The 20,268-nt window shown below is 72.5% G+C and carries 20 protein-coding genes and 1 tRNA gene; 11 read left to right on the top strand and 10 right to left on the bottom strand.

Annotated features, from left to right (window positions below):
* Positions 1 to 2 precede the first annotated feature (2 nt).
* Both GEV10_22460 and GEV10_22455 read right to left on the bottom strand, forming a co-directional pair.
* Entirely contained in the window at positions 3 to 698 is a 696-nt protein-coding gene (locus GEV10_22460) for a TetR family transcriptional regulator (GenBank protein ID MQA81212.1), read from the bottom strand.
* Between the two features lie 152 nt (positions 699 to 850).
* Positions 851 to 1,372, bottom strand: coding sequence for a MarR family transcriptional regulator (locus GEV10_22455; GenBank protein MQA81211.1), 522 nt, complete (start codon positions 1,370 to 1,372; stop codon positions 851 to 853).
* A gap of 78 nt (positions 1,373 to 1,450) precedes the next feature.
* Here GEV10_22455 and GEV10_22450 point away from each other — a divergent pair, with 78 nt between their 5' ends.
* The 4 genes from GEV10_22450 (at position 1,451) to GEV10_22435 (ending at position 5,625) form a co-directional block, all read left to right on the top strand.
* Positions 1,451 to 2,374 carry an ATP-binding cassette domain-containing protein gene (locus tag GEV10_22450; protein MQA81210.1) on the top strand — a complete coding sequence of 308 codons (924 nt, stop codon included), beginning with the start codon at positions 1,451 to 1,453 and terminating at the stop codon, positions 2,372 to 2,374.
* Entirely contained in the window at positions 2,371 to 3,969 is a 1,599-nt protein-coding gene (locus tag GEV10_22445) for an ABC transporter permease (GenBank protein MQA81209.1), read from the top strand. The genes GEV10_22450 and GEV10_22445 overlap by 4 nt, the downstream gene beginning before the upstream one ends.
* Positions 3,970 to 4,099: 130 nt before the next feature.
* Positions 4,100 to 5,017, top strand: coding sequence for a PAC2 family protein (locus GEV10_22440; protein ID MQA81208.1), 918 nt, complete (start codon positions 4,100 to 4,102; stop codon positions 5,015 to 5,017).
* A gap of 56 nt (positions 5,018 to 5,073) precedes the next feature.
* Positions 5,074 to 5,625 carry a GNAT family N-acetyltransferase gene (locus tag GEV10_22435; protein MQA81207.1) on the top strand — a complete coding sequence of 184 codons (552 nt, stop codon included), beginning with the start codon at positions 5,074 to 5,076 and terminating at the stop codon, positions 5,623 to 5,625.
* A 4-nt stretch (positions 5,626 to 5,629) separates the two neighbouring features.
* Here the strand turns inward: GEV10_22435 and GEV10_22430 are convergent, their stop codons facing one another.
* Positions 5,630 to 7,201, bottom strand: a complete 1,572-nt coding sequence (locus GEV10_22430) for an STAS domain-containing protein (protein MQA81206.1) — start codon at positions 7,199 to 7,201, stop codon at positions 5,630 to 5,632.
* A 183-nt stretch (positions 7,202 to 7,384) separates the two neighbouring features.
* On the opposite strand from GEV10_22430, the gene GEV10_22425 reads away from it, so the two are divergent.
* Positions 7,385 to 8,005, top strand: a complete 621-nt coding sequence (locus tag GEV10_22425; GenBank protein MQA81205.1) for a TetR family transcriptional regulator — start codon at positions 7,385 to 7,387, stop codon at positions 8,003 to 8,005.
* Between the two features lie 19 nt (positions 8,006 to 8,024).
* Here the strand turns inward: GEV10_22425 and GEV10_22420 are convergent, their stop codons facing one another.
* The gene (locus tag GEV10_22420) at positions 8,025 to 9,329 is read right to left on the bottom strand and encodes an L-seryl-tRNA(Sec) selenium transferase (GenBank protein MQA81204.1); all 1,305 of its coding nucleotides are present in this window, start codon (positions 9,327 to 9,329) and stop codon (positions 8,025 to 8,027) included.
* Between the two features lie 38 nt (positions 9,330 to 9,367).
* On the opposite strand from GEV10_22420, the gene selD reads away from it, so the two are divergent.
* On the top strand, positions 9,368 to 10,375 hold the full coding sequence (gene selD, locus GEV10_22415) for a selenide, water dikinase SelD (protein ID MQA81203.1): 1,008 nt from the start codon (positions 9,368 to 9,370) through the stop codon (positions 10,373 to 10,375).
* A 99-nt stretch (positions 10,376 to 10,474) separates the two neighbouring features.
* On the opposite strand, the gene GEV10_22410 is transcribed toward selD, so the two are convergent.
* From GEV10_22410 to GEV10_22385, 6 genes are all read right to left on the bottom strand, one after another.
* The gene (locus tag GEV10_22410) at positions 10,475 to 11,389 is read right to left on the bottom strand and encodes a hypothetical protein (GenBank protein MQA81202.1); all 915 of its coding nucleotides are present in this window, start codon (positions 11,387 to 11,389) and stop codon (positions 10,475 to 10,477) included.
* Positions 11,386 to 12,435 (bottom strand): Ldh family oxidoreductase, encoded by a 1,050-nt coding sequence (locus tag GEV10_22405; protein ID MQA81201.1) that lies wholly within the window; start codon positions 12,433 to 12,435, stop codon positions 11,386 to 11,388. Before GEV10_22405 ends, GEV10_22410 begins: the two co-directional genes overlap by 4 nt.
* A 267-nt stretch (positions 12,436 to 12,702) precedes the next feature.
* Entirely contained in the window at positions 12,703 to 12,996 is a 294-nt protein-coding gene (locus GEV10_22400) for a hypothetical protein (protein MQA81200.1), read from the bottom strand.
* A 17-nt stretch (positions 12,997 to 13,013) separates the two neighbouring features.
* Positions 13,014 to 14,051 carry a hypothetical protein gene (locus GEV10_22395; protein ID MQA81199.1) on the bottom strand — a complete coding sequence of 346 codons (1,038 nt, stop codon included), beginning with the start codon at positions 14,049 to 14,051 and terminating at the stop codon, positions 13,014 to 13,016.
* Positions 14,048 to 14,302, bottom strand: coding sequence for a hypothetical protein (locus tag GEV10_22390; protein MQA81198.1), 255 nt, complete (start codon positions 14,300 to 14,302; stop codon positions 14,048 to 14,050). The genes GEV10_22395 and GEV10_22390 overlap by 4 nt, the downstream gene beginning before the upstream one ends.
* Before the next feature lie 76 nt (positions 14,303 to 14,378).
* Positions 14,379 to 15,842: an MFS transporter gene (locus tag GEV10_22385; protein MQA81197.1), complete on the bottom strand. Its 1,464-nt coding sequence runs from the start codon at positions 15,840 to 15,842 to the stop codon at positions 14,379 to 14,381.
* Here GEV10_22385 and GEV10_22380 point away from each other — a divergent pair.
* The 5 genes from GEV10_22380 (at position 15,727) to selB (ending at position 20,058) form a co-directional block, all read left to right on the top strand.
* Positions 15,727 to 16,545, top strand: coding sequence for a CoA transferase subunit A (locus tag GEV10_22380; protein MQA81196.1), 819 nt, complete (start codon positions 15,727 to 15,729; stop codon positions 16,543 to 16,545). The two genes, GEV10_22385 and GEV10_22380, sit on opposite strands and share 116 nt — an antisense overlap.
* A complete protein-coding gene (locus tag GEV10_22375) occupies positions 16,542 to 17,297 on the top strand; it encodes a CoA-transferase subunit beta (protein ID MQA81195.1) in 756 nt (251 codons plus the stop codon). The genes GEV10_22380 and GEV10_22375 overlap by 4 nt, the downstream gene beginning before the upstream one ends.
* A 28-nt stretch (positions 17,298 to 17,325) precedes the next feature.
* A complete protein-coding gene (locus tag GEV10_22370) occupies positions 17,326 to 18,141 on the top strand; it encodes a helix-turn-helix domain-containing protein (protein ID MQA81194.1) in 816 nt (271 codons plus the stop codon).
* 34 nt (positions 18,142 to 18,175) lie between these two features.
* Positions 18,176 to 18,270 (top strand) — tRNA-Sec (locus GEV10_22365).
* 18 nt (positions 18,271 to 18,288) lie between these two features.
* Positions 18,289 to 20,058, top strand: a complete 1,770-nt coding sequence (selB, locus tag GEV10_22360; protein ID MQA81193.1) for a selenocysteine-specific translation elongation factor — start codon at positions 18,289 to 18,291, stop codon at positions 20,056 to 20,058.
* Positions 20,059 to 20,268: the final 210 nt, after the last annotated feature.

Raw genomic sequence — 20,268 nt, 5'->3', positions numbered from 1 at the left:
GGCTAGCCGTAGGCGGGGAGCGCGCCGATCAGGGCACGGTGGCCGGCACTGTGGTGCCGAGGGTGACAGGTGATGCCGGCGAGGACCATGTCGGAGAGGGCGTTGCCCACCAGCGCCGGCTTGAGACGGCCGCCGCCGGACCACTGCCACGCCCAGGAGACCATGCCGGTGACGGCTCGCAGCGCGAGGTTCGGGTCGACGTCGGGGCAGACGATGCCGGCACCCTGCCCGTCCACGACCTGCTGCCTGAGGAACCGGTTGCGCCGGTCGAGCAGCTTCAGCGCGGCGGCGCGGCGCTCCCCCGTGAGCGCCTCGAAGTCGCGGCACATCACCGCCGACTTCACCGGATCACGCATGACGTCCTCGACGTGCTCGGTGATGAAGGCGCGGAGCCTGCCCAGCGGGTCGAGATCCGCCCGGCGCAGTTCCTTGACCAGGGCGTCGGTGTGGTCCTGTCGTTCGCTGATGATCTCGAAGAGCAGGTCCTGCTTGGAATCGATGTAGTAGTAGACGCTGCCCTTGAGAATTCCGAGAGCGTCGGCGATTTCCTGAATCGATGCCGCATCATATCCCTTGTCAGAGAAAATGACGGCTGCCGCGTCGATCAGCTCCTGCCGGCGCCGGCGCGGTCTGGACCACCCCTCGTCGCCGACCTTCCCAGCCGACGAGGTGCCGACTCCCGCCTTGCCTGCCTTCATCCTGGGCACCCTTCATTCACCTGCATAGTGAGCGCGCGTCATCGTACGCCATGGGTACGCAGAGGCCGCACCGCGAGGACACTTCGTGTGCGACCCCGCCGGAGCGGCCACGTATCGTGCAGGAGAAACCGAACAGTCGGTCGTGAAAGCGTTTACTCCTTTTGCTCGCCAGATGCTTCTCTGGCAGTGTTCTTCGAGCGAGAGGTACGCCATCGCTCGAGCATGCCCGGCAGCTCCGCACGCATGAAGGCGAGGAAGTCACGCATCTCCGCCACCCGCTCCCCCGCCTCGGTGTCGGGGCCGCCGAGCGCCGTGATGCCCTCGTCGCAGACGTCGACGAGACGGGCGAACAGCACCTCGTTCTTCGTCAGCGCAGCGCCGTACCAGAGCTCGTCCTGGATCCGGTAGTAGTTGCGGCGCGAGCCCATGCCGGGGACGCGGATGAGCATGCCCAGGTGGCCGAGGTAGCGCACCGCCCCGGAGATGGCCGCCGGACTCGCGTCGAGTCGTTCGCCGAGCTCGGGCGCGGAGACGACCCCGCTCGGCACCGTCATCGCGGCGATGAGCACCCGGGCCGACATGGGCGGGAACCCCCACTCGGCCAGGGCCAGCCCCGCGTGCTCGACGAACTTGCGCACCTCGTCGTCGACCGGTGCGTGATCTCGGTCGGTCATCGGACCCCTCCCTCCCCCGGTATCAAGATGGCGTAAAGACTGTTCACGACTTTGTGAACACAGCGTAGCTTGTGAAGCATGACACCTGCGATATCGACGGCCGGCCTGGTCAAGACGTTCGGGCACACCCGCGCCCTCGACGGTCTCGACCTCAGCGTCGGCACGGGGGAAGTCCACGGATTCCTGGGTCCGAACGGCTCGGGGAAGACCACGACCATCCGGATCCTGCTCGGCCTGCTCCGACCGGACGCCGGTGAGGTCAGCCTGCTCGGCGGCGACCCGTGGCGCCAGGCCACGTCGCTGCACCGCCGGCTCGCGTACGTGCCGGGCGACGTGACGCTGTGGCCCAACCTGACCGGCGGCGAGGTCATCGACATGCTCGGCCGGATGCGCGGCGGGCTCGATCCTGCGCGGAAGGCCGATCTGCTCGAGCGGTTCGCCCTCGACCCGCGGAAGAAGGGCCGGGCCTACTCCAAGGGCAACCGGCAGAAGGTCGGCCTCGTCGCGGCGCTCGCGTCCGACGTCGAGCTCCTCCTCCTCGACGAGCCCACGTCGGGGCTGGACCCGTTGATGGAGGAGGTCTTCCAGCAGTGCATCGCGGAGGTGAAGGCGGAGGGGCGCACCGTGCTCCTGTCGAGCCACATCCTCGCCGAGATCGAGGCGCTGTGTGACCGGGTGAGCATCATCCGCGAGGGACGGACCGTCGAGTCCGGCACGCTCGCCGACCTGCGCCACCTCACCCGCACCTCGATCGACGCCGTCCTCGCGACCGCGCCCAACGGGCTGCGCGACCTGCCCGGCGTGCACGACCTGCGCGTCGACGACACCCGCATCCGCTGCGACGTCGACACTGACAAGCTCGACGAGCTGCTGCGCCGGCTGACCACCGCCGGCGTGCGGAGCCTCACCAGCCAGCCGCCCACGCTCGAGGAACTGTTCCTGCGGCACTACGACGACTCCGACAGCACGCCTGCCGGAAAGCACGCGGCAGCGTCGAGATGACAGCACTCACAGGGACCGAGAAGCTGGTCCGGCTGGCGCTGCGCCGTGACCGGATCCTGCTGCCCGTCTGGATCGCGGTCTTCGTCGTCGTCGCCGTCGGCTCGGCCGCGGCGGTCGTCGACCTCTACACCACGCCCGCCGCGCGCATCGCGGCATCCGCGACCTCGAACGGCACGCCGTCGCTCGTCGCACTGTACGGCTGGATCTACGACCCGGCGTCGGTCGGCGCGATCGCCCTGCTCAAGCTCGGCGGCACGTTCGCCGCGCTGGTGGCCGTGCTCTCCATCGTCATCACGGTGCGGCACACCCGCTCCGAGGAGGAGGCGGGCCGGCTCGAGCTGCTCGGGGCCACCGTCGTCGGGCGGCACGCCTCGCTCGCGGCGGCCATGCTCGTCTCGACGGGCACGGCCCTCATCCTGGGCGCCCTCACGGCGGTCGGTCTGATCGCCGCAGGCCTGCCGACCGAGGGCTCACTCGCGTTCGGGGCCGCCTGGGCGTCGATCGTGATCTCCTTCGCGGCCGTCGCGTGCGTCGCGGCGCAGCTGACGAAGAGCGCCAAGGCCGCCACCGGCATCGCCGTGGCCGTGCTCGGCGTCACCTACCTGCTGCGCGCGATCGGTGACACCACCGGCTCCATCGAGGGGCCGACGGCGTGGTCGTGGCTGTCCCCGATCGGCTGGAGCCAGCAGATCCGGCCGTACGCGGGCGACCGCTGGTGGGTGCTCGCGATTGCCCTGGTGTTCAGCGTCGTCGCGACGGTCGCCGCCCACCTGCTCGCCGGTCGGCGCGACCTCGACGCGGGCCTGCTCCCCTACCGGCTCGGACCCGGTGACGCAGGCCGCGGACTGAGCGGGCCGCTCGGCCTCGCCTGGCGCCTCCACCGGGGCATGCTGATCGGCTGGTCCGCGGGCTTCGTCGTGATGGGCCTGGTGTTCGGCAACGTCGCGTCGAACGTCGGCGGCCTGCTCGACAGCCCGCAGGCACGCGAGATGGTGGCCGCGCTGGGCGGCGAGAAGGGCCTCACCGACGCGTTGATCTCCGCGCTGTTCGGCATCATCGCGGTCATCGCGTCCGCGTACGGCGTGCAGGCGGCGCTGCGCATGCGGACGGAGGAGACGGGACTGCGTGCCGAACCCGTGCTCGCCACCCGGTTCGGTCGCGCCCACTGGATGGCCGGCCACCTGACGGTCGCACTCGCGGGAACCGCCATCCTGATGGTGATCGCGGGGCTCGCGGTGGGCGCGGCACACGCGGTCACCACGGGCGACGCCGACCAGCTCGGTCGCGTGCTCGTGGCCGCCGTCGTGCGCGTGCCCGCGGCCTGGGTGCTCACCGGTCTCGTGGTGGCGCTGTTCGGGCTGCTGCCCCGACTCGCCGCCGCGAGCTGGGCCCTGCTCGTGGCGTTCGTCCTGCTCGGCGAGCTCGGCCCGGTGTTCCAGCTCGACCAGTGGGTGATGGACCTCTCGCCGTACGCCCACGTGCCCAGCCTGCCCGGCGGCGACGTCACGGCTGCGCCGCTGCTCTGGCTGGTCGGCATCACGGCGGCCCTCATCCTCGCCGGCCTGCTGGGATTCCGCCGCCGCGACGTCGGCTGAGCACGCCGGTCACTGTCGGGTAGGCGACGGCCACGGCCACCGCCTACCCGGCCGCGCGGTGATCTTGTGGGAATGTGGTGGCGTGCGCCGGTCGTTGGCACCGGTGTACGCGATGACGAGGGTGAGGACGATGAGTCCCGACGACCTGTACGAGTTCACCGACGACACGCTCACCGAAGGAGCGCCGGTCCTGCTGCACGCCCTGCACGGGTTCATCGACGCGGGCGAGGCCGGCCAGGGGTTCGCCGAGCACCTACTGGCGACACTCCCGCACCGTGTCGTCGCGAGGTTCGACATCGACCAGCTCCACGACTACCGGGCACAGCGCCCGACGATCGTCTTCGCGCACGACCACTTCGAGCAGTACGTCGCCCCGCAGCTCACGCTCTATGCGGTGCGCGACGACTCCGAGTCGGAGTTCCTGCTGCTCACCGGCCCCGAGCCCGACACCCAGTGGGAGCGGTTCAGCCAGGCCGTCACCCAGCTCGTCCGTCGGTTCGGCGTTCGCCTGACCGTCGGGGTGCACGGCATCCCGCTGACCGTCCCGCACACCCGCCCACTCGGCGTCACGTCCCACGCGACCCGGCCCGACCTCGTCACCGGTCCCAACCCGTGGGAGGGCGAGATCACCATGCCGGCAGGTGCGCCGACACTCCTCGAGCTGCGGCTCGGCGAGGCCGGCCACGACGCGATGGGGTTCGCGGTGCACGTACCGCACTACATCGCCGACAACCGCTATCCAGAGGCGATCATCACGCTGCTGCGCTCGGTGTCCCGGGTGACCGGCCTGCTACTACCCGTCGGCAACCTCGAGGAGGAGGCCGCGTACGTCGGCACCCTGGTCGAGAGCCAGGTGGCGTCCAACGAGCTGGTGCAGAAGGTCGTCCACGAGCTGGAGTCGCAGTACGACGCCGACGCCCCCGCCGGCAGCCGGCGTGAGCTGCCCGCACTCGGCGACGACGACCTGCCCACCGGCGACGAGATCGCCGCCGAGGCGGAGGCGTTCCTCGCCGACCTCGACGACGACGGCGAGCACCCGCAGGGGTGACCGCCCGCGCTCCGGCGCCCGTCCCGCTCACCGGTGACGTCGTGCGCCTCGACCCGATGCGCGAGACCGACGCCGACGAGCTCTTCACCGCGCTCGACGACGAGCGGGTCTGGGAGTCGTACTTCGGCGGCGGTCCGGCCGCGCGTCCGAGCGACGTCGCGGGCATGCGCGCAGTGGTGGCCGGCAACCTCGAGCGCGCCACCCGCGGCGAGCACCTCCCGTACACGGTCCGGCTCGCCGCCGACGACACCGTGGTGGGCACGACGTCGCTCGGCGACATCGATCTGACCAACGAGCGCATCCACCTGGGCTGGACCGCGTACGGTCCGAGCTGGTGGGCGAGCGCGGTGAACCCCGAGTGCAAGCTGCTGCTGCTCGGTCACGCGTTCGCGTCCGGTTTTGGGCGGGTCAAGCTGCAGACCGACAACCTCAACCCGCGCTCGCAGGCGGCCATCGCGAAGCTCGGGGCCACCCGCGAGGGCGTACTGCGCCGGCACGTCAGGCGCGCCGACGGCACTTTCCGCGACTCCGTCGTCTTCTCGATCCTCGCCGACGAGTGGCCGACCGTCCGCGACAACCTCCGCGCCCGGGTGGCGAAGGCCCGCTGAGGCCTCAGCAGTCGCCGAGCACCGACCGGGCGCGCTCCTTCGCGTGCGGCGGCACCTCGCAGAACTCCACGGTGGCGCCGCCGTCGCGGATCTGTTCGGCGACGCCGCGCAGGACGTACAGGCCGGTGAGGTCGAGCCGGCCGAGGCGGTGCAGGTCGATCGCGACGGTGTGGGCGTCCGGATGCTCGGCGAGCAGCGCGCGCAGGCGGCTCTCGAGCGCGGGGGCCGACCCGAAGTAGAGGACGCCCTGCGGACGGACGTGCAACGTGCCGTCCTCGCGCCACGCGTCGACGTCGAGCCGCGCCTCGCGCCACAGGTGGACGGCCAGCGCGAGTCCGACGCCGACGAGCAGGCCGCGCTCGACCCGCGGGGCTGCGGCCAGCGTCACGACGAACGTCGGTACGGCCACCAGGAACTGCGCACGCGAGTGCTGCCAGTACTCGCGGAACGCGGCGACGTCGACGAGGGACACCGCGGCGACGATGACGAGGCCGGCGAGCACCGCCCGCGGGAGCGCGGAGAGCACGCCGACGAACGGCAGGACCGCGAGCACCGCGACACCGGTGATCGCGCCGCTCCACCGGGTACGGGCGCCGGCGAGCCTGCCCAGGGCCGAACGCGAGAACGAGCCGCCCGCCGGGTAGCCGCCGAAGAGACCCGAGCCGAGGTTGGCCAGTCCCTGCCCGACGAACTCCAGGTGCGGGTTCCATGGCTTGTGGTCCTCGGCGGCGTACTTGCGCGCGATGGACGCGGGCTCGGCGAACCCGACCACGGCGATGACGAGTGCCGGGAGCGCGAGCTCCGGCAGCGCGTGCCACGGCAGGTCGAGCGCGAGCGCGGGAAGACCGGCAGGGATCTCGCCGACACCGGCCACCCGGACGAGACCGGCGGCGCTCAGCACCAGGCCGACGACGGTCACGAGCAGCATCCACGGGAACAGCGCGCTGATCCGGCGGCCGAGGATGACCACCGCGACCGTCGCGAGACCGATGCCGACGGCGGCGAGGCTCCACTCCCCAGGCTGCACGAGCACCTCGCCGGCGGCGACGATCGGACTCAGTGCGCCGGAGTCGACGTCGACCAGGCCGGGTATCTGCGACGCGATGATCAGCACCGCCGCGGCCACCGTGAAGCCGGTGACGACCGGCAACGACATGAGGTACGCAACGGCACCCCACCGCAGCAGCCCGAGGACGAGCCGCACCACACCGACGAGCAGTGCCAGCAGCGCCGCGTACGAGGCGAACGTGGCGGTGCCCTCGTCGGCCAGCGGCGCGAGCGCACCGAACGTCAGCAGGCTCGTCAGTGCCACCGGCCCCGTCTGCAGGTACGGCGACGACCCGACGAACGCCGCGAAGACCGGTGCGGCCGCCGCGGCGTACAGGCCGTGGACGGGCGGGACACCGGCGAGCTCTGCGTAGGCGAGCGCCTGCGGGACGAGGACGAGCGCGACGCTGATGCCGGCGATCACGTCGCCCCGCGTGGGCCGCACCGGCCGAACGCGCCGCACCCGGTCGCGCCAGCTCGAGGACTGGTCAGCCCTCTGACCAGTGACACCGGACGACGGCCCTCCCATGTCCGCTCCTCCCCCGGACCACGAACGCGGTGCCGGATGGACGGCACGCTACCCGCCGGACGCCGGTCGCGCTGTGGTGTGGACCACGAATCCGCAATGTTATGCTCATTCACATAGTGAGCGTCTTTCACATCGGGAGCGGGCCCGCGAAGCGCGCGACGATCGTCGGTGCAGGGCGTGGCCATGGCGACGCGTGACACCGACAGGTCGCGGAAGAAGGCGGGGCGCTACCACCACGGCGACCTGCGGGGGGCGTTGATCGACACCGCGATCGAACTGATCGCCGAGCACGGCATCGCCCGCTTCACCCTGGCCGAGGCGAGCCGGCGCCTGGGGGTGAGCGTCGGCGCGCCCTACCGGCACTTCGCCGACCGCGAGAGCCTGCTCGCGGCCGCGGCCACGAAGGCCGCCGACGCGCTCTCCGCCATGCTCGCGGCCGAGGCCGCGGACGTGGAGTCACCCGCCGACCGGCTGGCGGCGGCCGCGCGCGCGTACGTCAGGTTCGCCGCCGACCAGCGTCCGCTGTTCGAGACGCTGTTCGCCGCAGGCCTCGACAAGGGCCGCCTGCCCGAGCTCGTCGAGGCCACCAAGCCGATCGAACGGGCCTTCGGCGAGCCCGCCGCCGCCTTCGCCGGCGACGGGAAGGCGACCGAGGATCTCGCGCTCGCGGTGGTCGCCATCGCCCACGGCCACGCCGCCCTCCTGGTCGACGGCGCCCTGGGCCGGGGGCCGGACGCACTGGAGGCCGCCGCCACCCGCGCCGCGGAGACGACCCGCGCCTACTTGGCCGGCCGCGCCCAATGAAGTGCGGCGCGGTGGTGGGTCACCCGGGGCGGAGCACGGCGGTGAGCGCGGCGAGCAGGGTGTCGTCGTCGGGCGGGGGGACGGTGCGGAGGTCGAGGAGACAGCGGCCCCGCTCGACGCGGCCGACGACCGGGGGGTCGCCGAGGCGCAGGGCGTCCGCGAGGCCGGCAGGGACGCTCAGCGCGACGCTCGGGATCGTCACCTCGGGCGCTCCGCCGCCGCCGACGGCGGCCGTCGAGTCGACCACCTCGACGCCGTCGGCGAGGCCCGCCTCCGCCAGCCGGGCGACGAGGCGCTCGGCACGGGTACGCAGTGCGTCGAGCGACACCTCGAGCGCCTGCCGTACGGGGACCGGCGGGCCGTCGAGGGTCGCCTCGAGCGCGGCGAGGGTCAGCTTGTCGACGCGCAGGGCGCGTGCGGAGGGATGCCGGCGCAGCCGCTCGACCAGCGCAGCCTGCCCGAGCAGCAGGCCGGCCTGCGGTCCACCGAGCAGCTTGTCCCCGCTCGCCGTCACCAGCGCGGCGCCCGCGCGCAGCACGGTCGTCGCGTCGGGCTCGTCCGGCAGCAGCGGGTGCGGGGTGAGCAGTCCCGACCCGACGTCGACGACCACCGGCACGCCGAGGCCGGTGAGGTCGGAGACCGGGACGGCCGAGGTGAAGCCGGACACCCAGAAGTTGGACGGGTGCACCTTCAGCACGAACGCGGTGTCGTCGCCGATCGCCGACTCGTAGTCGCGCAGCGACGTCCGGTTCGTCGTGCCGATCTCGCGCAACCGCGCGCCGGTCGAGGCGAGCAGGTCGGGGATGCGGAAGCCGTCGCCGATCTCCACCAGCTCGCCGCGGCTCACCACGATCTCCCTGTCCTGCGCGAGTACGAGGGCGCACAGCAGGAGCGCCGCGGCGTTGTTGTTCACCACGTGCACGGCCTCGGCGTCGGGCACCGCGGCGGCGAGCGCCTCGGTTGCGCCGCGTCCGCGTCGCGCGCGGCGTCCCGTGCGCAGGTCGAACTCGACGTCGGTCGCACCGGACGCGGTGACCACGGCGTCGCGCGCCGCGTCCGACAGCGGAGCGCGACCGAGGTTGGTGTGCACCACCACGCCGGTCGCGTTGACGACAGGACGCATGCTCGTCGCACGGCGCGGCAGCGCACCGGCGGCGACGTCGGGCACCGACTCGGGCGACACCTCACCGCGCCTCGCACGGTCCTGGGCGTCGGCGATGACCCGCTTCACCGCGTCACGGCCGAGGCGCTCCGCGGCCTCGACGAACTCCGTCCGCGCCAGCAACTCGTCGGTCCGCGGGATCTGCCGACGCACGTCGCCCATGCACCGCACCCTACGGGAGCACCGCGGATACTCGAACGATGACGACCACGAGCGCACCCGTCCGGCTGACGCAGTACGCGCACGGCGGCGGCTGCGCGTGCAAGATCCCGCCGGGCAAGCTCGAGGCCGTCGTCGCAGGGCTCGGCGGCGCACCGGCGGAACCGTACGGACGCCTGCTCGTCGGCCTCGACACCGGTGACGACGCGGCCGTCGTCGCCCTGCCGGGCGACGGACCCGCGCTCGTCCTGACCACCGACTTCTTCACCCCCGTCGTCGACGACGCGTACGACTGGGGTCGCATCGCGGCGACCAACGCGCTGTCCGACGTCTACGCGATGGGCGGACGTCCCGTCGTCGCGGTCAACCTGCTCGGCTGGCCGCACGACACGCTCCCGATGGAGCTCGCGGCGCAGGTGCTGCGCGGCGGTCTCGCCGTCGCGAACGCCGCGGGCTGTCACCTCGCCGGCGGGCACAGCGTCGACGACGTCGAGCCGACGTACGGCCTCGCCGTCACCGGCGTCGTCGACCCCTCCGTGCTCATGCGCAACGACGCGGGGCGTCCGGGGCTGCCACTCTCGCTGACCAAGCCGCTGGGCATCGGCGTGCTCAACACCAGACACAAGGCGACCGGCGAGCCGGACCCGGTGGCCGTCGACGCCATGACGACGAGCAACCGCGCTGCCGCCGAGGCGGCGACCGCGGCCGGCATCCGCTGCGCGACCGACGTCACCGGTTTCGGCCTGCTCGGCCACCTGCTCAAGCTCGCGCGTGCGAGCGGCGTCAGCGCCGAGATCGACGCCGCGGCCGTGCCGTACCTCCCCGGCGCCAGGGCCGCGCTCGCCGCCGGACACGTCAGCGGCGGCACGCGTCGCAACATCGACTGGGTCCGGCCGCACGCCGACCTGTCCGCCGTCGACGACGACGAGGCGCTGCTCCTCGCGGACGCCCAGACGTCCGGTGGCCTGCTGCTGGCCGGCGAGATCCCCGGCGCGCCGGTGATCGGTCACCTGACCGAGCGCGCCGACCACCTGATCACCGTGCGCTGAGCGCCGGACCCGACGCCACACCCTCACCGCCACCAACGGCGAGCCCGAGGGTTCGGGCGGCAAGATTCGCGCGGGGAGCGTCGCGCGGGGGCGACGGGCTCAGGCGGGCAGCGAGTCGACGAGGCGGCGCGGGGTGTCCGCGACCAGCCGGCGGAGGTCGCCTGCCGGCATGCCGAGCGCCTGCAGGCCACCGAGTGCGGCCTGCAGGCCCTCGACCGGCGGCGGGTTGTGCGGCTGGCCGAGGTCGGAGGCGAGGTAGCACGAGGAGGCACCGACGGCGCCGACCTCGTGCGCGATCCTGGCGAGATCGATCGGCCGGTGGTACAGGCACGACACGTAGCAGTGCTCGATGTACGCGCCCTCGGCGGCCAGTTCCCGCTGCAGGTCGAGCGGCATCGAGACGAACTCGATCGACGCGTGCGTGACGACGCGCCGCTCGATCCCCCTGCGCTTCGCCTCGGCGAACAGCGCGCGGGTCTCCAGCGGGCTGAGGTGACCCGAGGCGAGGACGACCTCGTGCCTGGCGACGACGTCGAGCACGTCGTGCACCTCGGGACGCAACGCGCCGCCGTCGTCGAGGACGGCCAGCGGCTCGCGTCCGGCAGGCAGGAGCCACGCCGCCTCGTCCGTCCTGCCGACGTGGTCGATGTACGCCGCGGCCGTCAGCGTCGGGAAGAACACCCACTGCGCGCCGGACGCGAGGGCCGCCTCGACGTGCACCGGGTCGACGCCGCCGGTCGGGGTGTTGAGCGCGCAGGACGAGAGGCAGCGGAAGTCGTCGTACCGCTGGTCGAGGACGTAGCTGCGGCCGATCGTCGGCAGGAAATGGTCCTTGATCAGTGCGCCCGCCATGCCCGCGGCGCGGTAGTGCTCGACGAGTGCGACGACGTCCATCCGCCGCGGCCTGACGTCGGGCGTCGCGTGCACGTGCAGGTCGTACCCACCGTGCAGCAGCTCGTCGACGCCGCGCGGGTCGACGTCGTGCGGGGGCTGCCAGCTCCCAGCGTCGCTCATGCCGCCAGCCAATCAGGGACGTCGACGCGCAGCTCGGTCGCGGTCCTCCGCAGGCCCGCCGCGACACCGTTGGGCAGCGGTACGCCGTCGGCCCTGCGCCGCCGCTCGACACCGTCCTCGATGTCGCCGGGGACGTGGATCGCGTCGACGCCCGGCGACCGGCGGCTGGACCTGAGCCGGTCGGCGACCTCGCCGACCCGCCGCTCGTAGTCACCGGCGGGCAGGAACGCCTCGACGGACAGGGCGAGGAACAGGTGACCCTGCCCGCCGGTACGCGCGGCGTCGGTGAGGACGCCGACGTCCGGCCCGTCACGCGACCCGGTAAGCACCCCGGCGAGCAGGTCGACGACGAGCGAGATGGCGTAGCCCTTGTGTCCGCCGATCGGTTCGAGGAGTCCGCTGATCGCCGCGGCCGGATCGGTCGTCGGCAGCCCGTCAGTGTCACGGGCCCAACCCTCGGGCAGCTGCTCCCCGCGCTGCTGGATCAACCGCACCTTGCCGAGCGCGGCGACGCTCGTCGCCATGTCGACGACGAGCGGCCGCCCGGGCGACGGCACGGCCACACTCCACGGATTGTTGCCCAGCAACGGTTCTGCCCCGCCCGTCGGCGCGATCCGCGGGCTCGCGTTGGTCATCGCGATGCCGATCACGCCGCGTTCCGCGGCGCGGTGGGTGTACGCGGCGAGCGCGCCGAGATGGTTGCCATGCCGCACTCCCACGGCCGCGACGCCGAGACGTCGCGCGCGGTCGACGGCGAGGTCGACCGCGTGCTCGCCGATGACCTGACCCACACCGTCGCCGCCGTCGAGTACGACGACGGCCGGGGTCTCGCTGACCGTCTCGATCGTCGTGGGGCTGACGATGCCGCCCTCGCGGACGCGTTGCGCGTACAGGGGTATGCGGCTGACGCCATGGGAGTCGACGCCGCGCAGGCTCGCCCAGACGACGTGCCGCGCGACGGTACGGCTCTCCTCGGGCGTCATGCCCGCCGCGGCGAGCAGACGCCCGCCGAACTCCTCCACCACCGGTGCCGGCGCGTGTTCCATGCACGTCCCTTCACGACGAGCGAGCGGTCACCCGGTCAGCGCGGCGACGACGTCGTCGAGCACCGCGTCGACGATCTCCTCCAGCTGCGCCGGCGTACGGTCCGCCAGTGGATGCGGGATGACGGCGAGCCCGAGGTCGGGCATCCCGAGTGCGGTCGCCCGCATCCGGGCGTATCCCTGGAACGGCGCCGTCACGAACGTGACGGTCGGGATGCCTGCCTTCTCCAGGGTGACGGAGTCGTGGACACTCCACGACGTGCACGCGCCTCAGTCGCCGGAGGCGTTGGCGACCGCCGTCTCCTGCGCGATGACCGACAGGGCGAGCAGCTCGGGCATCGGACCTGCCGCGCCGGTGCCCTCACCCTTCTGCCACACCCGCGCCTTCGCCGAGTACGCGCGGGTGAACCTGTCACCCACGACGGCCAGCAGCGCGGCGGCGTTGGGCTTGCTGTTGTCGAGCAGCCCGAGGCGCAGGCCCTGCAGAGACGGCACGCGCGGTGCGAGCGCGACGCTGTCCGGTCGCGCGGGCAGCCCCGTCGGGTCGAGGAACTCGATCGTCATGCGCATCGCACCTCTCGTCACACCGTGTCGACGGCTCTGGTCACGGTCCTGCTCGCGCCGAACGTCGGCACGACCATCGAGTGCCGTCCGGGTCCACCGAGGACCGTGACGACGACGTTGTCCGCGGACGCGACGACCGGGGCGAGGTCGTCGTCCGCCGCGGTGGCGAAGGGATCGGGCCGGATCCTGGCGAACCGCGCGCGGTTCTCGGGCGACAGCTCGCTCACCCGCACACGCGCCAGCTCGAACAGCCGGCGGGCGACGTCGTGCTTGGTGAGTCCGTCGCGTGCGCAGACAGCCGCGTGCTCGGGTCCGAGCAGGACGAGCATGTCGCCGCCGAGGTAGATGTTGTTGTTGCCGAGCGTGCGCATCGTGCCGGCGATGGTCACGAGAATGCCCGCGCCGTCTGAGCTGCCGTGGTCGTTGACGTTGTGCGGCGCCTCGGCCGCGAACACCGTCACCGCGCTTGCATCCGCGCCGAGGCCGTGGTCGACTCGCAGCGGCGTCCAGGGGTTCGCCGGCTCGTTCTCGGCCGCGACGTACGTGTACTTCCCCGGGTGACCGAACGTCGCCTTGTCGCCGTCCCCGATCGTGCCCTCGCCGATGACGAGTACGACGAGGCGAAGCGCCCTGCCGATGACGGCGTTGGCGCGACTGCCGGGACCGAGGGCGCCGGCGCCCGCGTTGATGCCGAGCTCGTCGACGACCGGGCCGCCGAAGACGGCGAGCGGCGCGCACGGGTGGGTGGTGGCCTGCACGCCCGCGAGGTTGAACCCGGGGTCGAGGACGGCGCGCAGCGTCGCGAGCAGCGCCGGGAAGTGGGCCGGACGGCAGCCGGCCATCACGGCGTTGACGGCGACGCTCCGTACGTCCGCGATACGTCCACTCACCGGCACGGCGCCGACCTCGGCGTCGGCGGGAAGGCCGCTCGCGGCGACCATCGCGGCGACCCGCTCCGGCGTCGGTGCGACGACGGGCAGCCCGTCGGACCATCCCCTGGCCGCGACGAAGTCGTCGATCTCCTCGGCGGTATCGCCGACCAGATGGACCGTCATGAGCTGCCGACGTGCCGTTCGACCCTGACGTCACTGATCTCGGGGGACGCCTCGCGGAGCGCGGCCAGCGCCATCTCGCTGATCATGTCGTCGGGGACCAGGCACTCCGCGCAGGCGTCGTCGGGGATGAGCAGGCGCAGCGTGACCTGCCGGTCGTCGACGGGTTCGACCCGCAGGGTGATGCCGTCGGCATCGAAGGCCGTGCGCAGGCCGTCGAGCGACTCCGACAGCCGGGCGGTGCGCGCATCCATGGCCCGATCAGCCGCCTCTCGAACGTCCGGCGCGTGTTCGTCATACGAACGCGTGTGCGTTGCTCGAATTCGGACGCTAGCGGTCGTCCCTGGCGCTGTCAATGCGTCCCAGACCGGGCAGCACGCCGGCCGAGACGAGCAGGGCACCGATCATCCAGAACGCGGCCCCGACACCCGCGCTCGCCGCGACGGCTCCCACCGCGGCGGGGATGACGATCTGACCGGTCCTGTTGGCCACCATGCGCAGTGCCATCGACGTGCCGCGCAGCTCGACGATCGTCCGTTGCGAGACCTCGGACATCGTGAGCGGCTGACCGACGCCGAGCGGGAAGCCGGCGACCGCCATCGCGACGAACAGCAGGACCGGTGAGTGCAGCCACGGGACCGCGCAGAGGACGACTCCCGACAGCAGCACGCTCATCCGGACGAGCGACCCGCGCCCCAGGATCCGCGTGAGCCTGGTGAGGCATAACCGCGACAGCATCGTGAACGCCGCCCGCGTGGCGAGCAGCACGCCCACGGCCCGGGCGCTGACGCCGTTGTGCTCGGCGAGCGCGGGCAGGAAGACCGCGATGAGGTCGATGGCGATGAACAGCGCCATGCCGACGTACATGTGCGCAGGCACCCCGCGTTGCGCGAGCACCCGCCGGACGGCGACCGCCTGGCTCGACCGCGGGGCGTCGACGCCGGCCAGCCTGCGCGCCGGCGGCCTGGTCGCCATGCCGATCGTCGCCAGCGTCCCGATCGCGGCGACGCCGCCGGCGACGACGAACCCCGGCGTCGTCGCGACCTGGTGCCCGGCGCCCGACGACACGCTGGTGCCGACCAGGGTGCCGAGGAGCGGTCCGACGATCTGGCCGAGCGAGGTGAAGACCGTGAACATGCCGTAGTGGGAATCCTGCTTGTGCGCCGGTGAGTTGTTCGCGATCTGCGTCTGCAGGCCGACCATGCACAGCAGCTGGCCGAGCCCCATGAACGTGCACCCGAGCGCGATGAGCCACAGGTTCGACGACAGCACCAGCGGCACGACCGACAGGGCGATCGCCGTTGCGCCGGCGCCCACCACCGGCGGTTCGCGGCGCCGGTCGAGCCAGCGGCCGACGGGCAGCGCGGCGAGCAGCGGCAGGACGGAGAACGTGGCCGCGATGACGCCCACCTCGAACGACCCGCCGTCGAGCTGGAGCACGCGGTAGGTGACGAGCGGCCGCGCGACGTTGACCGCGGTCTGGATCGCCCAGGCGATCACCGCGGTACGGACGAGCCACCCGGTGGCGGGGGATCTCACCGAACGGGACCTCGCACGACCACCTCTCGTTGACCGGGGACGACCACACTCGATAGTGTGCGAATACTGTACCGCTGTTTGCATAGCGAACGGTCGGCCGTTCGGCCAGGGATTCGAGGCACCAGGAGAAGCGAGGACGATGGCGGCGATCGTCGGTCTTGACGAGGGGATACGCGAGCTTCTCCACGACGGGGACACACTCGCGCTCGAGGGTTTCACCCATCTCATCCCCACCGCGGCCGCGCACGAGATCATCCGGCAGGGCCGGCGCGACCTCACCCTCGCCCGGATGACACCGGACATCGCGTACGACCAGCTCATCGGCGCCGGGTGCGCGAGGGCGCTGGTCTTCTCCTGGGGCGGCAACCCTGGTGTCGGCTCGCTCCACCGGTTCAGGGACGCCATCGAGAACGGCTGGCCGCACCCCCTCGCCATCGAGGAGCACAGCCATGCGGGCATGGCCAACAGGTACGTCGCCGGCGCGAGCGACGTGCCGTTCGCGGTGCTGCGCGGCTACCTCGGCACGGACCTGATGGCCCACAACCCGAACATCACGACCGTCACCTGCCCGTTCACCGGCGAGACCCTCGCCGCCGTCCCCGCACTGCGCCCGGACCTCGCGGTCATCCACGCGCAGCGTGCCGACCGCACCGGCCGGGTCCAGATGTGGGGGCTCACCGGCGTGCAGAAGGAGGCGGTGCTCGCGTCGAGCCGGTCGCTCGTCACCGTCGAGGAGATCGTCGACGAGCTCACGCCCGTACCCGACCAGGTGATCCTGCCGTCGTGGGCCCTCGACGCCGTGGCCGTGGTGCCCGGCGGCGCGCGCCCGTCGTACGCCCACGGCTACTACGAGCGCGACAACGCGGCGTACCGCGAGTGGTCCAGGATCAGCGCGGACCGCGAGACCTTCACGGAGTGGCTACGCACCACGGTGCTCGCTCGGCGGGTGACCGCATGAGCTGGACCGCCGACGAGATGATGACCGTCGCCGCCGCCAGGTCGCTGCGCGGCGACACGAGGTGCTTCGTCGGCATCGGGCTGCCGAGCACCGCCGCCAACCTCGCGCGCCGCACCCACGCGCCGGACCTGACCCTCATCTACGAGTCGGGCGCGCTCGGCGCGAAACCCGGTTGGCTGCCGCTGTCCATCGGCGACGGCGTCCTCGCCGACACCGCGGACGCGGTCGTGAGCGTCCCCGAGGTATTCAACTACTGGCTGCAACCCGGCCGCATCGGGATCGGATTCCTCGGCGCCGCGCAGATCGACCGGTTCGCCAACATCAACACGACCGTGATCGGCCCCGACTACGCGCACCCGAAGACGCGCCTGCCGGGCGCGGGCGGCGCGCCGGAGATCGCGGCGTCGTGCGGCGAGGTCATCGTGATCGTCAGGCAGAGCCGGCGGACGTTCGTCGAGAAGGTCGACTTCGTCACCTCGGTCGGGCACGGCTCGGGCCCCGGTGACCGCGAACGGCTCGGCTACCGCGGCCGCGGCCCCACCCGCGTCGTCACCGACCTCGGCGTACTCGAACCCGATCCCGACACCCGCGAGCTGACGTTGACCCACGTACACCCGGGCATCGAGCCGGACACGGTACGCGAGGCAACCGGCTGGCCGCTGGCGGTCGCCGGCGATCTGAGGGAGAGTGCGGCTCCGACCGCGGAGGAGCTGGCTACGCTACGGTCGCTGACCGCCGGAGTGACGGCGTGACACGCTCGCCAGCACGAAGGAGCATCCGATGACAGCGCGCGACGGACCGCAGGACCAGGACGCTCCGGCCGAGGAGTCGCGCGGCGTCCACTTCATCCAGTCGCTCGAACGCGGGCTCAACGTCATCAAGGCGTTCGACGCGAACGCACCCGAGCTGACCCTGAGCGAGGTCGCGCGCGCCACCAACCTCACCAGAGCGGCCGCGCGCCGGTTCCTGCTCACCCTCGCCGACCTCGGCTACGTCCGCAGCGACGGCCGGCAGTTCTCCCTGACGCCCCGCGTCCTCGACCTCGGGTACGCCTACCTCTCGGCACTGTCGCTTCCCGAGGTCGCCGAGCCGCACCTGGAGCGCCTGGCCGCCGAGGTGCACGAGTCGACCTCGGTGTCGGTGCTCGACGGCGACGACATCATCTACGTCGCCCGCATCCCGACCTCGCGCATCATGACCGTCGCCATCAACGTCGGCACCCGCTTCCCCGCGTACGCCACGTCGATGGGCCGGGTGCTGCTCGCCGGCCTGCCCGAAGGCGATCTCGACGACTACATCAGCCGTACGATCCGGCGCCGGCTCACCGAGCACACCACGACGTCCGCGGAGGACCTGCGCAAGGAGCTCGACGGCGTGCGCAGCCACGGCTGGTCGCTCGTCGACCAGGAGCTGGAGGACGGCCTGCGCTCGATCGCCGCGCCGATCAGGGACAAGAGCGGACGCGTGGTCGCGGCGGCCAACGTCTCGACCGCGGCCAGCCGCACGTCCACCGCGAAGATGCGGCGCGAGCTGCTGCCACCGCTGCTCACCGCGACGCAACGGATCGAGGCCGACCTCCGTGCCGCGAGGTCGTAACATCACCAGGGTGTGTGACACCGTCGCGACCCGGGGAGGCGTATCCGGCCTGGTGGCCGGCACGGTCTTCAACACCGATGTGGTCCGGTATCCGGGCCAGGCGGGTTCGATTCCCGTCCGCCTCCGCCACCTCCCCCGGTAGCCGTCGTGCACGTCGTCGCCACGGCAGGACACGTCGACCACGGCAAGTCGACGCTGGTCAAGGCACTCACCGGCACCGACCCCGACCGGCTGGCCGAGGAACGGCGACGCGGGCTGACGATCGACCTCGGCTTCGCCTGGACGACCCTGCCGGACGCCGGCGAGGTGGCGTTCGTCGACGTGCCGGGCCACGAACGGTTCGTCACCACGATGCTCGCCGGCGTCGGCTCGGTGCCCGCGACGATGTTCGTCGTCGCCGCCGACGAGGGCTGGATGGCGCAGAGCAGCGAGCACCTCGAGGCGCTCGACGCCCTCGGCGTACGGCACGGCCTGCTGGTGGTCACCAGGTCCGACCTCGCCGACCCCGCGCTCGCGATCGAGGAGGCCCGCGAGTGGATGGTGGGCAGCACGCTCGCCGACGTCCCTGCCGTCTCCGTGTGCGCCGTCACCGGCGCAGGCGTCGACGACGTGCGACACGCCCTCGGCACGCTCGTCTCCGGCCTGCCCGCTCCCGACCCGGCGGCGCCCGTTCGCCTGTGGGTCGACCGGTCGTTCTCCGTGCGCGGTGCCGGGACGATCGTCACCGGCACGCTCGCGGAGGGCTCCGTGGCACCCGGCGACGAGCTCGTCGACCTGGCCGGCCGCGCGCTCCGGGTGCGCGGCGTCGAGGCCCTCGGCGCGCCCCGGGACCGCGTCGCGGCGACCGCCCGGGTCGCCCTCAACCTGCGCGGCGTCGAGTCGGCCGACGTGCCACGCGGCGCACCCCTGCTGACGCCCGCCGCCTGGTGGACCACCGACCTCGCCGACGTCCGCACGTCGGCGACGCAGTTGCCGGAACGCCTCATGCTCCACGTCGGGACCGCCGCGGTGCCGTGCCACGTACGCGATCTCGGCGACGGCCACGCCAGGTTGCGACTCGACCGCGCACTACCCCTCCGGTTCGGTGATCGCGCGCTGCTCCGCGACCCCGGACGCCATCACGTCGCCGCCGGCGTGACAGTGCTCGACGTCGACCCACCGCCGCTGACCAGGCGCGGCGCCGCCCGCGCCAGGGCCACGGAGCTCACGACCGTCCACGACGCCGTCGACGCCACCAGCGCACTGCTGCGCCGCGGACCGCGACGCGGGCCCGACCTCACCACGATGGGACTGCCGACCGTGGGAGCACCTCGCGCGGGCGACTGGTGGGTCGACCCCGACCGCTGGTCGGCGTACGCCACCGACCTCGAACGCCTCGTCCACGACTGGCACGACACCCACCCCCTAGAGCCGGGACTCGCCCCGGCCGTCGCCGCGAGCCGGCTCGGCCTCCCCGACCCCACCCTGGTGTCGGCCCTGGCGGACGAAACCCACCTCGCGCGCACCAACGGCCTCCTCACCATCCCCTCGCGCGACAACCAGCTCCCCGCCCCGGTCGAGGCCGCACTCGTCACCGTCGAGCAGGAGCTCACCAACGCCCCGTTCCAGTCCCCCGACGTCCCCCGCCTCGCCGAGCTGGGCCTCGGCACCGCGGAGCTCGCGGCCGCCGAACGCGTGGGCCGCGTGATCAGAGTGGCGCCAGGAGTCCCCCTCCTCCCCGACGCCGTCACCCGAGCGCACGACCTGCTGAGCGGACTGCCGCAGCCGTTCACCCTGAGCGAGGCCCGCCAGGCGATGCAGACGACCAGGCGCGTGGCCGTGCCGCTCTTGGAGCTGCTGGCGTCGCGCGGTCTCACCCGGCGCACGGACGACGGCCGCCACGAGGTGATCGGAAGGAACACTCAGGCGTCGCCGTAGTCGTGGGGTCGTTGGGTGTAGTACCGCCCGACTGGTGAGGTCCAGGTGACGGATCCGTCGGGGTGGGCTTTCAGGGACCAGCCGGTGTTCTCGTCTTTGAGCCGGTGGTGAGTCGGCGGCGGGAGTTGCACCCGCCGCCGCTCGTAGAACCGTGCGTGACACTCTCGCGTCACACGGCTCCCGTCGTCGAGCCGCTGGGGAGTGCACCGT

The organism is Streptosporangiales bacterium, assembly GCA_009379955.1.
Lineage (GTDB): Bacteria > Actinomycetota > Actinomycetes > Streptosporangiales > WHST01 > WHST01.
Note: the sequence above shows the minus strand (reverse complement) of the source record. Positions and strands in the feature narration are given on the sequence as shown.